Source organism: Paracoccus sulfuroxidans (genome assembly GCF_007830335.1).
Lineage (GTDB): Bacteria > Pseudomonadota > Alphaproteobacteria > Rhodobacterales > Rhodobacteraceae > Paracoccus > Paracoccus sulfuroxidans.
The window spans coordinates 58,102-72,730 of sequence record NZ_VLKU01000008.1; the positions used below are offsets into that span (position 1 = coordinate 58,102).

14 protein-coding genes are annotated in these 14,629 nt (G+C 64.7%); 5 read left to right on the forward strand and 9 right to left on the reverse strand.

Features of this window, described 5'->3' with window-relative positions:
* Positions 1 to 24: 24 nt before the first annotated feature.
* Together IQ24_RS13360 and IQ24_RS13365 are read left to right on the forward strand one after the other, a co-directional pair.
* Positions 25 to 1,224: a hypothetical protein gene (locus IQ24_RS13360; RefSeq protein WP_145398621.1), complete on the forward strand. Its 1,200-nt coding sequence runs from the start codon at positions 25 to 27 to the stop codon at positions 1,222 to 1,224.
* A complete protein-coding gene (locus IQ24_RS13365) occupies positions 1,221 to 2,579 on the forward strand; it encodes a cytochrome P450 (protein WP_145398623.1) in 1,359 nt (452 codons plus the stop codon). Before IQ24_RS13360 ends, IQ24_RS13365 begins: the two co-directional genes overlap by 4 nt.
* A gap of 44 nt (positions 2,580 to 2,623) precedes the next feature.
* Here IQ24_RS13365 and IQ24_RS13370 read toward each other — a convergent pair whose 3' ends face one another.
* Genes IQ24_RS13370 through IQ24_RS13380 form a run of 3 tightly spaced genes read right to left on the reverse strand, consistent with a single transcriptional unit; the run spans position 2,624 to position 6,017 of the window.
* Positions 2,624 to 4,096: a carboxypeptidase M32 gene (locus IQ24_RS13370; RefSeq protein WP_145398625.1), complete on the reverse strand. Its 1,473-nt coding sequence runs from the start codon at positions 4,094 to 4,096 to the stop codon at positions 2,624 to 2,626.
* Positions 4,093 to 5,238: a heme A synthase gene (ctaA, locus tag IQ24_RS13375; protein WP_145398626.1), complete on the reverse strand. Its 1,146-nt coding sequence runs from the start codon at positions 5,236 to 5,238 to the stop codon at positions 4,093 to 4,095. The genes IQ24_RS13370 and ctaA overlap by 4 nt, the downstream gene beginning before the upstream one ends.
* Before the next feature lie 50 nt (positions 5,239 to 5,288).
* Positions 5,289 to 6,017 carry an RNA methyltransferase gene (locus IQ24_RS13380; protein WP_145398628.1) on the reverse strand — a complete coding sequence of 243 codons (729 nt, stop codon included), beginning with the start codon at positions 6,015 to 6,017 and terminating at the stop codon, positions 5,289 to 5,291.
* 83 nt (positions 6,018 to 6,100) lie between these two features.
* Here IQ24_RS13380 and IQ24_RS13385 point away from each other — a divergent pair, with 83 nt between their 5' ends.
* The 3 genes from IQ24_RS13385 (at position 6,101) to IQ24_RS13395 (ending at position 9,401) form a co-directional block, all read left to right on the forward strand.
* Positions 6,101 to 6,712 carry a thiamine phosphate synthase gene (locus tag IQ24_RS13385; RefSeq protein ID WP_145398630.1) on the forward strand — a complete coding sequence of 204 codons (612 nt, stop codon included), beginning with the start codon at positions 6,101 to 6,103 and terminating at the stop codon, positions 6,710 to 6,712.
* A 165-nt stretch (positions 6,713 to 6,877) separates the two neighbouring features.
* A complete protein-coding gene (gene guaA, locus IQ24_RS13390; RefSeq protein ID WP_145398632.1) occupies positions 6,878 to 8,437 on the forward strand; it encodes a glutamine-hydrolyzing GMP synthase in 1,560 nt (519 codons plus the stop codon).
* A 151-nt stretch (positions 8,438 to 8,588) separates the two neighbouring features.
* Positions 8,589 to 9,401, forward strand: a complete 813-nt coding sequence (locus tag IQ24_RS13395) for a GNAT family N-acetyltransferase (RefSeq protein WP_145398633.1) — start codon at positions 8,589 to 8,591, stop codon at positions 9,399 to 9,401.
* Positions 9,402 to 9,440: 39 nt separating this feature from the next.
* On the opposite strand, the gene IQ24_RS13400 is transcribed toward IQ24_RS13395, so the two are convergent.
* The 6 genes from IQ24_RS13400 to alr form a co-directional block, all read right to left on the reverse strand.
* Entirely contained in the window at positions 9,441 to 10,358 is a 918-nt protein-coding gene (locus IQ24_RS13400) for a hemolysin family protein (RefSeq protein WP_145398635.1), read from the reverse strand.
* Positions 10,355 to 10,867, reverse strand: coding sequence for an rRNA maturation RNase YbeY (gene ybeY / locus IQ24_RS13405; protein WP_145398637.1), 513 nt, complete (start codon positions 10,865 to 10,867; stop codon positions 10,355 to 10,357). The genes IQ24_RS13400 and ybeY overlap by 4 nt, the downstream gene beginning before the upstream one ends.
* On the reverse strand, positions 10,860 to 11,957 hold the full coding sequence (locus tag IQ24_RS13410) for a PhoH family protein (RefSeq protein WP_145398639.1): 1,098 nt from the start codon (positions 11,955 to 11,957) through the stop codon (positions 10,860 to 10,862). The genes ybeY and IQ24_RS13410 overlap by 8 nt, the downstream gene beginning before the upstream one ends.
* A gap of 124 nt (positions 11,958 to 12,081) precedes the next feature.
* Positions 12,082 to 12,825 (reverse strand): ABC transporter ATP-binding protein, encoded by a 744-nt coding sequence (locus IQ24_RS13415; protein WP_145398952.1) that lies wholly within the window; start codon positions 12,823 to 12,825, stop codon positions 12,082 to 12,084.
* A gap of 5 nt (positions 12,826 to 12,830) precedes the next feature.
* On the reverse strand, positions 12,831 to 13,595 hold the full coding sequence (locus IQ24_RS13420; RefSeq protein WP_145398641.1) for an MlaE family ABC transporter permease: 765 nt from the start codon (positions 13,593 to 13,595) through the stop codon (positions 12,831 to 12,833).
* Entirely contained in the window at positions 13,592 to 14,611 is a 1,020-nt protein-coding gene (alr, locus tag IQ24_RS13425; protein WP_145398643.1) for an alanine racemase, read from the reverse strand. Before alr ends, IQ24_RS13420 begins: the two co-directional genes overlap by 4 nt.
* Between the last annotated feature and the right edge of the window lie 18 nt (positions 14,612 to 14,629).

Here is a 14,629-nt window from a genome sequence, read left to right on the forward strand (position 1 = left end):
ACGCCGAAACAACGCCGGTAACCAATGCCCCGCCCTTTTCGTCGTCGCGTTCTCTACATCCCGGGGTATGATCCGATCCCACCCCGCCGCTACCGCGAGCTGTATCGCCGCGAAGGGGCCGAGCAGGCGGAGATCGCGGGCTATCGGCTAAGCTTCGGGGCTCGCGCCGACCGCTCGGGCTTTGGCTGGGCGGTCAATGGCGACTTCGATGGCCAGGCGACCCAGACCGAATATGAGGTGCTAACCTGGGCCGACATTGTGCAGCGCTCAATGGGCCAGTCGATTGCCGCGACCTATGGGCAGCTGATCCGCACCGCATGGACCTATATCGGCTCGGGTGCGCTGTTTCGGCTGGCACAGCTGCGGCGAGGGCCTGTCATTGCCGCGCTTTACCCGGTGGTCGTGCTGCTGGCAGAACTGGCGATCTCGCTGGCGCTTGGGCTTCTGCTCGGCTGCGCGGCTGGCGAGCTGACGGGCTTTGGCTGGTGGCTGGGCCTGCCGCTGACGCTTCTGATCTGCTGGCGGGGGCTGCTGCTATGGCAGCGCCTCGACGGCCATATCTTCGCCTATTACCTGATGCATGATTACGCCTTCACCGCCCAGCTTGGCGGTGCCTATCCGGCGGCGCTGGAGGAGCGGCTTGCCCAGTTCCGCCAGCGCATCGCGCAGGTGCTGAGCACCGATCTGGATGAGGTGCTGGTCGTCGGCCACTCCTCGGGGGCCTATCTTGCGGTCTCGGTGCTGGCCGATCTGATCCGGGCGGAAGAGGCCCCACAAAATGGCCCGCACCTCTCCCTGCTGACGCTGGGCCATGTGGTGCCGATGGCCTCCTTCCTGCCCCGAGCGAACCGCCTGCGCGCCGATCTGCGCGACCTCTCGGCCTCGCCCGAGGTCACCTGGATCGATGTGTCGGCCCCCGGCGACGCCTGCTCCTTCGGGCTTTGCGATCCGGTGGCCGTGACCGGAATCGAGCCGCCCGACCGTCAGGGTCCGCTGGTCCTCTCCGCTGCCTTCAGCCGGACGCTCTCTGCCGCCCGGCAGAAAAAGCTGCGCTTCCGCTGGTTCCGGCTGCATTTCCAATATCTTTGCGCCTTCGATCTGCCCGAGGACTACGACTATTTCGCCATCACCGCAGGCCCGCAAACGCTTGGACAGCGCTTCGCCGGACGACACCACTCGCCCGGGCGCATCGCCCACCCGGTCAACCGCTGGGTCGCGACGTGATCCCGCCGAAACCACCATCGCGGCAGGGCAAGGGCTCTGTCTGGCGCTTTCTGCGCGACTTCCGCCGTGACATCCTGTCGGCGCAATCCGACCGGCTCTACCGCGCGTGGATGGCCGAGTTCCGCGGCCCCTTCATCCATTCCTTCGTCTGCAACGATCCCGAGTTGGTCGACCTGATCCTGCGCAAGCGGCCGATGGATTTCCCGAAATCCCCCCGCATGGCGGCAGGGCTTGAACCGCTGCTGGGCAATTCCGTCTTCATCTCGAACGGAGAGACCTGGCGACGCCAGCGCCGCATCATCGACCCCGCGTTCGAGGGCGGCCGTCTGCGCGAAAGCTTCCCCGCCATCTGGGAGGCCGCCATGGCAGGCGTTGCGCGCCTCGCCCCTCTGGCGGATGGCTCCGAGATCGATGTCGAGCCCCAGACCAGCCATATCGCCGCCGATGTGATTTTCCGCACGCTCTTCTCTCTGCCCATCGAGGATGACACCGCCGCCCGCGTCTTCGCAGCCTTCGGCGAACATCAGGACGCCCAGCCGATGGTCAATCTGGGGGCGCTCCTGCCCCTGCCCCGCTGGCTGCGCCTGCACTCGCGCAAGACGCGCCGCACGGCCACCCGCATCCGCGGCCTGATCCGCACGCTCCTGACCGAAAGGCGCAAGGCGCTCGCCGAGGGCACGGCTCCAGATGACCTTGCCTCCAAGATCATGCGCACCCCGGACCCGCAAACCGGCCAGACCTTCTCGGATGCCGAACTGATCGACGAGGTGGCGACCTTCTTCTTGGCCGGTCATGAAACTAGCGCCTCGGCCCTCGCCTGGGCGCTCTATCTCCTCTCAACGTGCCCCGAGTGGCAAGAGCGCGTCGCGCGCGAAGCCCAAAGCGAACTCCGCCCCGAATTCGCCTGCGTCCGTCGACTGGAAACAGCACGCGCCGTCTTTCGCGAAGCCATGCGGCTTTATCCTCCCGTCGCGATGACGGTCCGTCAATGCGGCAAGAACGAAACGCTGCGAGACCGCCGCGCCCCAAAGGGCACCCAGCTTGTCCTCTCTCCCTGGCACATTCACCGGCATGAGCGTCTTTGGGACAATCCCGACATCTTCGACCCTGGCCGCTGGGAAACCGAAAATGGCAAAGCCTGCGCCAGCACGGCCTATATTCCATTCTCGGCCGGTTCGCGCGCCTGCCCGGGCGCCGGTTTTGCGATGATCGAAGGGCCGTTGATCCTCGCCACCATCATCAGCGCCTATCAGATCGAACCGGGTATCAAACCGCCCGAACCCATCATGCGCCTGACCCTGCGTAGCCGGAGCGGCATCCGCTTGCGTCTGAGGCCGCGAAAGATGGGTATTTGAACAACAGAGAAGGCTTCTTCGTTGTCTAAATACCCAAATCCCGATCAGAGACGATAGATCTCACCAAACTTCGTCTCAAGGTAGTTCAGAAGCGGCTCCTCGCTGACCTCTCCGCCAATCGCGAGTTCGATCAGCTGGCGTGGGGCGTAAAGGCCGCCATGCCGCTGGACGTTCTCGCGCAGCCATTCGACGGCCGGGTCAGCTGCGCCTTTGGTCAGCGAGGCATCGAGGTCCGGCAAGTCGCCACGCATCGCCGCGTTCAGGCAGCCAGCGTAGACATTGCCAAGCGCATAGGTCGGAAAATAGCCGAAAAGTCCCACCGCCCAATGCACGTCCTGCAAGACGCCATTCGCCGGACGATCGACCGCGACGCCGAAATCATTGAGGAAGCGGGCATTCCAGGCCTCGACCAGATCCTCTGTATCGAGACGGCCGGAGATCAGCTGACGTTCCAGATCAAAGCGCAGCATGATATGCAGATTGTACTGCACCTCATCGGCTTCGGTCCGGATGAAGCCCGGCGTGACCTTGTTGACCGTCCCGTAGAAAGCATCGGCATCGGCAATCGAGAGGCCCCCGAACGCGTCGTTCATGCGCTGATAGAGCCAGGACGTCAGCGCGCGACCCCGGCCGATCTGGTTCTCATAGATCCGGCTCTGGCTTTCGTGCACGCCCATCGAGACACCGCGTCCCAGCGGCGTAAAGGCATAGTCGTCATCGATCCCCAGCTCATAACTGGAATGACCGACCTCATGGATCGTCGAATAGAGGCAGTTGAACGGGTCGGTCTCGACCACACGCGTGGTGATCCGGCTGTCCTGCCAGCGGCCCGAGCTGAACGGATGAACCGCCAGATCCATCCGCCCCCGCGACCAGTCATAGCCAAAGGCGGTGGCACAGGTCCGGGCGAGGCGAAGCTGAGTCTCCTGCGCGAAATGGCCGCTCAGCGCCTGCGGCTGGTGGTCCGCGCCCAGCACATCTTCACGCAGGGCGACAAGCCGTGGCCGCATGGCATCGAAAAGCGCCGCGATCTCGGCCTGCGTAGCGCCCGGCTCATAATCTTCCAGAAGCGCGTCATAGAGATCGCCGCCGTCGGCCAGCGCGGCCGCCTCTTCACGCTTGAGCATGAGGACGTCGTTCAGCACCGGCATGAAATCGTCCGGCGCGTCATTCGCCCGCGCCTCGGCCCAGATCCCCTGCGAGAGCGAGGTCTGGCGCGCAAGTTCGGTGGCAAGGCGGGCAGGCACACGCGCCGCGCGGCGATGCTCACGCCCGATCAACTCAAGAATACGCTGCTCTTTTTCGTCCCGCGCCTCGGCCCGGTCCAACCATTCAGAGATGCGGGGGTCGGTCCGTCGCTCGTGCAGCACGCCCTCGATCGCGGCCATCTCTTCGGCGCGCTGCTCGGTCGCGCCGCGCGGCATGACGGTTTCCTGATCCCAGCCCAGCCGCTCGGCGATCGAGGACAACGCCTCGGTCTGACGCTGGAACGCGAGAAGCGATTCAAATGCCGTCATCTGACAGTCCCCCTGACCGAGGTTTCATAAGGATAGCGGGCGTTGTGGCGCGCGCGCAGGATCAGGGTAAAGAGTGCGACAGCACCGACCTGATGCGCAAGGGCCAGCGGCAGGGGCGAGAGATGCAGGACGTTCATAACGCCCAGAAGAACCTGAACGGCGACCGCTGCCAGCATCACGGTATAGGCTCCGCGCGTCACCGGATGCGGCGAACGGCGCGAACGACGCCAGACCACCACGGCGAAGATCGCCACCAGATAGCCGCACATGCGGTGGATGAACTGCACAAGCGCGGGGTTTTCGAAGAAATTGCGCCAGCCGAGCGCCGGATCCCAGATCGTGTCGGGGATCCAGTAGCCGCCCATCGTCGGCCAGCCAGGAAACTGGCGTCCCGCATCGATCCCGGCGACCAGCGCGCCCAGCAGGATCTGCAGGAAGGTCAGATGCATAAGCCCGGTGGTCATCGAAAAAAGCTTCGGCTCTCCGGCGCGGCGGGCGCGCATCATCTGTGCCTCGGTCCGCGCGAGCGACATCACATACCAGGCGATCAGGCCCAGAATGGCAAAGGCCAGGCCCAGATGAGTTGCCAGCCGGTAGGAGGCCACGCGAACCATCTCTCCCGACAGGCCCGAATGCACCATCCACCAACCGATGGCGCCCTGCGCACCGCCCAAGCCGCCCAGCAGCAGCAGCCTCGGCACCCAGCCTGTGGGCAGGCGACGGGTCAGCCAGAAAAACAGGAAGCCAAGCGCCCAGACCATGCCGATCAGGCGGCCCAACAGGCGGTGCGACCACTCCCAAAGATAGATCGTCTTGAACTCGGAAAGCGCCATCTCGGGATTGACCAGACGGAACTGCGGGATCTGCTGGTACTTGTCGAATTCGGCCTGCCATGCGGCGGCGTTCATCGGGGGGATGGCGCCGGTCACGGGCTTCCACTCGGTGATCGACAGGCCCGAGCCCGTTAGCCGCGTCGCCCCGCCAAGCGCGATCATTGCCGCCACCAGCACAAACAGCACGACCAGCCAGACGCGGATCGCCCCACGGGCACCGCGATGCCCCGCATCGATCATGCCGCCGGTCGGCGCCGCAGGTGCAGGAGAGTTTTCGGTGACATCCTGAAAGACAGGTCGCTTGGCCATCTGGCTTCCTTTCCGATCGGCCGCGACCTTCGCGCGGACCGGTACAAATATCAATCGCGGCGAATCAGCTGGCGCAACATGCCGTGGAAGATGCGCGTGTCGGCCCGGGTCAACGGTAGGCGCGCCCAGAGATTGCGCAGCGTCAGCTTCATCGATGAGGCCTTCTCGGCCGGGAAGAAGAAACCGGCGTCAGTCAGCCGCTCCTCCCAGTGATCGGCCAGCTTCTCGATCTCGATACGGGTGGCGGGCGCCTCGCCATCCGGGCGGCGGCCATGCGGGGCGGGTTCGAGCGGCAGAGTCTCGCGTGCCCATTCATAGCCTGAGAGCAGCACGGCCTGCGCGAGGTTCAGTGAAGGGAAATCGGGGTTCACGGGAACGGTGATGATCGCATTCGCCCGGGCGACGTCATCGTTCTCAAGCCCCGCCCGCTCGGGCCCGAAGATGATGGCGACCCGGCCGCCGTCTGCGACGCGCGCCCGCGCGTCTGACATGGCGGTTGCCGGCGTCAGCACGGGTTTCGTCAACTCGCGCCCGCGCGCGGTCGTGGCATATGCGTAGTCGATGTCGGCCATCGCCTCGGCCAGCGTGGGAAAGACGCGCGCACGATCCAGGACCTGCCCGGCCGCACCCGAGGCCATGGCAACCGCATTGGGGTTGGGCCAGCCATCGCGAGGTGCGACAAGCCGCATATCCGTCAGGCCGAAATTCAGCATGGCGCGGGCGGCCGCGCCGATGTTCTGGCCCATCTGGGGGCGGACAAGGATGATCGCGGGTTCCATCCGCGCGGCCTTACCCCTTGCAACTGCCACTGGCAAGGTTCCGCGCGCTGCGCTATCAGCGGGCAAAGCGAAGGAAAAATGTCATGTCGGATCAGCAGAACGCCCCGCAACTCTATCTGATCACCCCCGTCGGAGCCTCCACCGTGACCTTCGCGCCGCTTCTGGCCGATATCCTGGACAGGTTTCCCGTGGCCTGCCTGAGACTGCCGGGCGCTGGCGACGAGGACGCCCTGGGTCGGCAGGCGGATCAGATCCGCGACATCGCCCATGCCCGCGACGTCGCTGTGGTGATCGAGGATCACGTCCAGCTGGCACTGCGCCATGGCCTTGACGGCGTCCATCTGACCAAAGGCTCGCGCAAGGTCCGCGACCTGCGCAAGGATCTGGGTGCGGATGCAATCATCGGCGCCTATTGCGGCAACTCGCGCCACGAGGGCATCAATGCCGCTGAGGCCGGTGCGGATTACGTCAGTTTCGGTCCCTGCGGCCAGTCGACGCTGGGCCATGGCGAGGTTGCCGAGCTTGAGTTGTTCTCATGGTGGTCCGAAATGATCGAGGTCCCGGTCATTGCCGAAGGCGCGCTGACGCCGGCGCTGATCGCCTCGGTGACCCCGGTCACTGATTTCATCGCTTTGGGTCCAGAGATCTGGGCGGCCGACGATCCTACAGAAACCTTGGCGCAACTCTGGCGCTGACTGCAAAAAGAAGAATGGGTATTTAGGCAACGAAGAAGAGTTCCGGACCTCGCCCTCGACTGACAGGCTGATGATCTTCTCTGTTGTTCAAATACCCATTCGACAGCGCATCCGGAACAACCCTCACCCCTTGCAGAGCCATCTGAGCCAGCTTAAAGCCTTGCCATGACACAGCACCAGCGCCTTCTTATCGTCGATTTCGGTTCTCAGGTGACGCAGCTCATCGCGCGCCGCCTTCGTGAGTTGAACGTCTATTGCGAAATCCATCCGTTCAATGTGGTGGATGACGCATTCCTCAAGGATTTTGCGCCGCAGGCGATCATCCTGTCGGGCAGCCCTGCATCGGTGACCGAGGAGAGCTCTCCCCGTGTGCCGCAGCTTCTGTTCCAGATGAACCTGCCCGTCTTCGGGATCTGCTATGGCCAGCAGCTCATGATGGAGCAGCTGGGCGGCAAGGTCGAAGCCGGTCACCATGCGGAATATGGGCGCGCATTTGTCACGCCAGCAGACGGGCATCAGGACGACGGTATTTTTGCGGGCATCTTCACCGATGGGCGCGAGGAAGTCTGGATGAGCCATGGCGACCGCGTCACCGCGCTCGCACCCGGCTTTACTGTCATCGGCACCAGCCCCAACGCGCCTTTTGCGATGATCGCCGATGAGGCGCGGGGCTTTTACGGCGTGCAATTCCACCCCGAGGTGCATCACACGCCGAACGGCCGCCGCCTGCTGGAGAACTTCGTTCGCATGGCAGGCTTCACCGGCGACTGGACCATGGCCAGCTACAAGGATGAGGCGATCCGCAAGATCCGCGAGCAGGTCGGCAACAAGCGCGTGATCTGCGGTCTTTCGGGCGGCGTCGACAGCTCGGTTGCAGCCGTGCTGATCCATGAGGCGATCGGCGACCAGCTGACCTGCGTCTTCGTCGATCACGGCCTGATGCGCCTGAATGAGGCCGATGAAGTCGTCAGCATGTTCCGCGACAACTTCAACATCCCGCTGATCCATGCCAATGAATCGGACCTGTTCCTGAACGCGCTTGAAGGCGTCTCGGACCCCGAGGTCAAGCGCAAGACCATCGGCAAGCTGTTCATCGACGTCTTCCAGAAATACGCCAACGAAATCGAGGGCGCTGAATTCCTCGCCCAAGGCACGCTTTATCCTGACGTGATCGAGTCGGTCTCGTTCAGCGGCGGGCCTTCGGTCACGATCAAGTCGCACCACAATGTCGGCGGCCTGCCCGAAAAAATGGGGCTGAAGCTGGTCGAGCCGCTGCGTGAGCTTTTCAAGGATGAGGTTCGCGCTCTGGGCCGCGAGCTTGGCCTGCCCGAGCAGTTCATCGGTCGCCATCCCTTCCCCGGACCGGGTCTGGCGATCCGCTGCCCGGGCGAGATCACCCGCGAAAAGCTGGACATCCTGCGCAAGGCTGATGCGGTCTATATCGACCAGATCCGCAAGCACGGGCTTTATGACGAGATCTGGCAGGCCTTTGTCGCCATTCTGCCGGTGAAGACCGTGGGCGTCATGGGCGATGGCCGGACCTACGACTATGCCTGCGCGCTGCGGGCGGTGACCTCGGTCGATGGCATGACGGCAGATTACTATCCCTATTCGCACGAGTTCCTGGGCGAAACCGCCACGCGGATCATCAATGAAGTCAAAGGCATCAACCGGGTGACCTATGATATCACCTCGAAGCCGCCGGGCACGATCGAGTGGGAATGACCTGCCCCACATAGGCTGGACACGATACAAGCGGGGATGCGGCCATTGGGCGCGTCCCCGTTTCCTTTTTCCGGGGTCAGCATTTTGGGGCTCTTTCAGCGGCGGCCAAGCTGTGAAAGGCTGGACCCGCCTAGCACGAACGGAAGACATCATGAGCTGCGCCTGCGGACATCACCACGATCATCACGCCGCCCCGATCATCACCGGCGGCAAACCGGTCGAGCTGCCCCGGCCCCTGATCCATGTCAGCGGTCAGCTGATCTGTCAGGACATGGGCCAGATGCTGCTGGCGATGGAGCTTCTGCCCGAGCATGTCGCGCTGTCGCGTGCCGAGCCGGGCTGCGTGCGCTTCGATCTGCGGCAGGAGGACGATCCGCTGGTCTGGCAGCTGGACGAGTTATTCACCGATGAGGACGCCTTCGCGGCCCATCAGGCGCGCAATGCCGCCAGCCGCTGGGGGAAGGAAAGCGCCGGGATCGCCCGTGATCTGCACCGCGAAAGCGTCGTGCCCCGGATCCGGCCCGAGGTGAAGCAGGATCGTGCCGGGATTGCCGCACTTCTGACGGCGGCCTTCGGCGGTCAGGATGAGGCGAAGCTGGTCGATCTGCTGCGTGAAGATGGCGATCTGGCGCTGTCACTGGTCGCAGATGCAGCGGGCACCGTCGTCGGGCATGTGGCACTGTCGCCGCTAAAGGCCGAGGGGCCTGCGCTGGCACTGGCCCCCGTGGCGGTGCATCCGGCCCTGCATGGGTTGGGCATTGGCGCGGCGCTGGTCAGGGCAGCGCTGGAGGCGATCCCGGACCATACCATCGTCGTTTTGGGCGACCCCAGCTATTACAACCGCTTCGGTTTTGCCCCGGCGGATCTGGCCTCGCCCTATGCCGGGCCGCATCTGATGGCGCTTGGTCCGGGTCTGGCGGCGGGAAGCCACATCGCGCATGCGAAGGCCTTCGCGGCGCTTTAGGCCCGCTACACGCCATATTCGGAGGAAGATGAAGGGGCCCTATTCGGCCCCTTTGCCCTGCGCTTCGGGGAAACGCATCCGGACCAGATTGATCCGGCGCGAGTCCGCGTCGACGACCTCGAACTTGACGCCGCTCTGATGGGTGATGACCTCGCCCAACACCGGCACGCGACCGGTTAGCATGAAGAGAAGACCGCCCAGAGTGTCGATCTCATCCTCTTCCTCATCGGTGGCAAGGCGTTGGCCGGTCGCGGCCTCGACCTCGACCAGAGGGGCGCGCGCCTGCACCAGCCATTGGCCCGGCGCTTCGCTGACCCACATGTCGTTGCCGACCTCGTCATGCTCGTCTTCGATCTGGCCGATGACCTGTTCGATCAGGTCCTCGATGGTCACCAACCCGTCGACCCCGCCATATTCGTCGATGACCATGGCCATATGGATGCGCTTTTGCTGCATCTGCTGCAGCAGCACGCCAATCGGCATCGAGGGCGGCACGTAAAGCAAGGGGCGCAGCATCGGGCGCAGCGCAAACTCGGTGGGCGTGTCGACCCCGAAGCCGTATTTCAGCGCGAGGTCCTTCAGAAGGATCAGGCCCAGAGGGGTGTCGAGGCTGCCGCGATAGACGGGAATGCGGGAAAACCCGTGTTCGTTGAAAAGTTCGACCAGTTCCGACAGCTCGGTCTCGACCGAGGTGGCGACGATCTCGGCCTTGGGAACCGCCACGTCATCGACGCGCAAACGGCTGAGGTTGATCATCCCCAGCTTATGCTGTGGGGCTATGTCGTCGTCCTGAGCGGAATTGCCCGCCTCATCCGAATCGCCCCCGCCGAATGCGCCGAAAATGCGCTCCAGCAGGCCCCGCGATTGCGGAAGGTCGCGTCCATCCCCTGCCACCCCATCGGCCCAGCTGGCGGGGTCGGCGGAAACGGACGTGTCAGGACTTCGGTCTTTGTTCATAGCTCATGTTCCAGATAGGGGTCGGGAATGCCAAGCTTGCCAAGGATGGAACGCTCGGCATCTTCCATGGTTTCGGCGTCCAGATCATCGACGTGATCATAGCCCGCAAGATGCAGGGTCGCATGCACCAGAAGATGGGTCACGTGATCGGCGAAAGGCTTTTTCTGGGCATCCGCTTCGCGCTTGCTGGTGTCATAGGATATCGCAATATCGCCCAGCTCGTCCACATCCGGCAGTGACGGAGGAACGCCGGGCGCGCGGGCGTCGAACTCGATCGCAGGCCAGGAAAGGACGTTGGTCGGGCGGGGCTTGCCCCGGAATTCCTCATTCAACTCCGAGATCCGGGCGTCATCGCAGCCCATGACGACGATCTGGAAGTCGTGAAGGTCCAGCCATTCGCCCACGGCGCGGGCGGCACGCTCGGCCAGCGTGACAAGTCCGGCATCCAGCCAGCGATCATCCTCGATGACGATATCGACGATTTCGGCGGGGCTGATCACCTCAGTCATTGTTGCGCCCCTCGCCGTTTTCCCGGGGCGTGCGGCGTGGGACGCGCTGGCCCCGGTCGTCCGGAGCCTCGCCCCGCGCCAGCGCGGCGGCATCCTCGGCGTCATAGGCCTCGATGATGCGGGCCACCAGCGTGTGACGCACGACGTCCTTGGCAGTGAAATAGCTGAAGCTGATCCCCTTGATATCCTTCAGGATCCGCTCGGCATCGACCAGACCGGAATGCACGCCGCGCGGCAGGTCGATCTGGGTGCGGTCGCCGGTGATGACCATGCGCGAGCCCTCGCCCAGACGGGTCAGGAACATCTTCATCTGCATGGTGGTGGCGTTCTGCGCCTCGTCCAGAACGACGAAGGCGTTGGTCAGCGTGCGCCCGCGCATGAAGGCCAGCGGCGCGATTTCGATGCGCTTTTCCTCCATCAGCTTCTGCATCTGCTTCGAGGGCAGGAAATCGTTCAGCGCATCGTAAAGCGGCTGCATATAGGGGTCGACTTTTTCCTTCATGTCGCCGGGCAGGAAGCCCAAACGCTCGCCCGCCTCGACGGCGGGGCGCGACAGGATGATCTTGTCGACATGGCCGCCGATCAGCATGGTGACGCCGGTCGCGACCGCCAGATAGGTCTTGCCGGTGCCGGCCGGGCCGATGCCGAAGGCAAGCTCATTGGCGAAAAGGCTGCGGACGTAGTCTTTCTGCGCCTCGGTGCGCGGCTCGACGGTTTTCTTCCGGGTGCGCAGCTCGATCGGGCCCTGCTGGAACATCTCAAGCTGTTCGGCAGGGCTTGGCGCGTCATTGGCAACCTCGGTCCCCATGCGCAGACCGGCCTCGACCTCGGCCATCTCAACCGGACGGCCCTGCTCCAGCCGGGCGTAAAGCCCGCGCAGGATCTGCGCGGCCTCAGCCTGCGCGTCGGGGGCGCCGACGACCGACAGAAGGTTGCCGCGGCGCAGGATATGCACCGACAGCGCCTCCTCGATTCGGGCGAGGTGGCGGTCATGCGGGCCGCAGAGATCGATCAACAGCCTGTTGTCAGGGAATTCCAGCAGCGTTTCGCCGGGAGCAGCGGTCGCGGGGGGCGTCGGGTTCAGACCCAAGTTCTTCTCCGGTCAGGGCGGGCGAGGTGCACCCATGGTTGCAAGATGGTGGCAATTGCACAAGAGGTTGCGTCTGCCTGATGTGAATGTAAGCGCGCGATGGCCGAAAATACAGGCAATCCGGTCATCCGGGTTCGGTATTCCGGGCCATCGGGCGGGCCCGTCCGGCGATGAAATCGCGCAGATAGTCGTCCTTCGCGTCGTCCATGCGCGCCACCGGCCCCTGCCAGCGAATCTGCCCGTGATCCAGCAGCGCCACGCGGTCGGCAATCGTGCGGACGGAGGTCATGTCATGGGTGATGGTGATCGCGCTGACGCCGCTTTCGTCCAGAATGCTGCGGATCAGTTCATTGATGGTGGCGGCGCGGATCGGGTCGAGGCCGGTCGTCGGCTCATCAAAGAAGATCACCTTCGGCGAGGCGGCGATGGCGCGCGCAAGGCCTGCGCGCTTGCGCATCCCGCCTGAAAGCTCGGCCGGAAACAGGTCCGCAACCTCGGGGCCAAGGCCCACGCGGTCGAGCTTCTCGATGGCCAGTGCGCGCGCTTTGGCGGCGGGCATCCGGCCCAGCAGGCGGAAGGCCACGTTGCGCCAGATGGGCAGGCTGTCAAACAGCGCGGCGTTCTGGAAGAGCATGCCGAAACTGTCCATGAAATCATCGCGCACCCTGCCCTGCATGGGCTTGGCGCGGCAAAGGACCTGACCGCTGTCCAGCGTCTCCAGCCCCAGAATCGCGCGCAGAAGGACGGATTTTCCACTGCCCGAACCGCCGATGACGACCAGGCTTTCTCCCTCGGCCAGGTCAAGGTCCAGCCCGGCCAGCACCTGCTTGCTGCCAAAGGACTTGCGGGCCCCGCGAACGGAAATCAGCGCGCTCATCGGAAGAAAAGCCCGGTGAGGATGAAATTCGCGGCCAGAATCGCGACCGAGGCGACCACCACGGCATTCGTGGTCGCGCGCCCCACGCCTGCCGCGCCCAGCCCCGCATTCATACCGAACCAGCAGCCCGACAGGGCCACCAGAAAGCCGAAGGCCGCGCCCTTGATCAGGCCCGAGATCACGTCCCAGCTTTCCAGATAGGCCCAAGAATTCGCGATATAGGTGGCCGAGTTGAAGCCAAGCGCGTTCACCCCGACCAGCCAGCCACCCATGATCCCGACCAGATCACCGACGCCCACCAGAATGGGCACAGTCAGCACCGCCGCCCAGAGGCGCGGCGCGACCAGCCATTTCAGCGGATCGGTCGAGAGCGTGACAAGCGCGTCGATCTGCTCGGTCACGCGCATGGTGCCAAGCTCGGCGGCGATTGCACTGGCGACGCGCGCCGCGACCATCAATCCGCCCAGAACCGGGCCGAGTTCCCGGACCATGCCGATGGCGACTATGGCGGGGACGACGTCAGAGGCCTGAAAGCGCTCTCCGCCCGAATGGATCTGCAAGGCCAGTGCCGCGCCAGTGAAAAGCGCGGTCAGCCCGACGACCGGCAAGGACAGCCAGCCGATCTGGATGATCTGACGAAACAAAAGGCCCGCCTGCAGTGGCAGGATCCCCGCCAGCCCGCGCCCCGCGAAGATCGCGATGCGCCCCGTGCCGCCAGTCGCTGCCAGCGCCAGCCGTCCGGTCAGCCGTACTGGGTTCACAGGTAGGTCCGGGTGTACCGGTGACCCAGCGAGGTCAGGATCTCATATCCGATGGTGCCGCCATGCTCGGCCAGCGCGTCGACGCCCTGACGCGCGTTCAGCACCTCAAGCTCGGCCGGGACCATGGGCAGGTCAGTGACATCGACGGTGATCAGATCCATCGAGATGCGTCCGATCACCGGGCAAGGCACATCGCCCGCCCAAAGCTGCAGATCCGCCTTGCCCATCAGCGCGCGCGCCAGCCCGTCAGCATAGCCCGCCGCGACCGTCGCCACGCGCGAGGGCCGCTTGGCCGTCCAGGTGAAGCTGTAGCCCACCGACTCGCCGGGCTTGACCTCGCGCGTCTGGATCACGGGCAGCGACAGCGTCACCACCGGCTTGCCGTCGGCAAAGGGCGCGCCGCCATACTGGCCGACACCCGGGCGCACCAGGTCGAAATGATAGTCGGGCCCCAGCAGGATGCCCCCCGTCGCCGCAAGCGAGCGTGACACGCCGATCCCGTCCGTCATCGCGCGGAAGGCGGCCAGCTGCTGGGCATTCGCCGGGTGCTGCGGCTCATCGGCGCAAGCCAGATGCGACATCACCAGAAGCGGGCCTGCGGCCAGCGCCTCGGCGCGGATCGCGTTCCACTCACCGGGCTCGATCCCCAGACGGTTCATGCCGCTGTCAAGCTGGATGCCAAAGGGCGCGCGCGGGCTGAGCGTGCGATAGCGGAAGAATTGGGCGGGGCTGTTCAGCAGGGGGACAAGGCCGGTCAGGTCCTCGCCCTCCATCGCGCCGGACAGCACGAAAATGGTGGCATCCTCGGGCAGAAGCGGGCGGATGCACCGCCCCTCACTGGCCAAAGCCACGAAGAAATCGCGCGCGCCTGCCTCGTAAAGCGCGGGCGCAACTTTCTCGGCGCCCAGCCCGTAGGCGTCGGCCTTGACGACCGCCCCGGCCCGCGCCGTGGGCGCCAAAGCCGACAGCGCCTTCCAGTTTGCCTGAATGGCCCCAAGATCAATGACAAGTCCCATATAGCCAGCTTTCCTCAA

Coding starts and splice junctions, on each gene's coding strand:
- IQ24_RS13360 (WP_145398621.1), top strand. CDS start 25: ATGCCCCGCCCTTTTCGTCGTCGCGTTCTCTACATCCCGGGGTATGAT.
- IQ24_RS13370 (WP_145398625.1), bottom strand. CDS start 4,096: ATGACGGCATTTGAATCGCTTCTCGCGTTCCAGCGTCAGACCGAGGCG.
- ctaA (WP_145398626.1), bottom strand. CDS start 5,238: ATGGCCAAGCGACCTGTCTTTCAGGATGTCACCGAAAACTCTCCTGCA.
- IQ24_RS13380 (WP_145398628.1), bottom strand. CDS start 6,017: ATGGAACCCGCGATCATCCTTGTCCGCCCCCAGATGGGCCAGAACATC.
- IQ24_RS13385 (WP_145398630.1), top strand. CDS start 6,101: ATGTCGGATCAGCAGAACGCCCCGCAACTCTATCTGATCACCCCCGTC.
- guaA (WP_145398632.1), top strand. CDS start 6,878: ATGACACAGCACCAGCGCCTTCTTATCGTCGATTTCGGTTCTCAGGTG.
- IQ24_RS13395 (WP_145398633.1), top strand. CDS start 8,589: ATGAGCTGCGCCTGCGGACATCACCACGATCATCACGCCGCCCCGATC.
- IQ24_RS13400 (WP_145398635.1), bottom strand. CDS start 10,358: ATGAACAAAGACCGAAGTCCTGACACGTCCGTTTCCGCCGACCCCGCC.
- ybeY (WP_145398637.1), bottom strand. CDS start 10,867: ATGACTGAGGTGATCAGCCCCGCCGAAATCGTCGATATCGTCATCGAG.
- alr (WP_145398643.1), bottom strand. CDS start 14,611: ATGGGACTTGTCATTGATCTTGGGGCCATTCAGGCAAACTGGAAGGCG.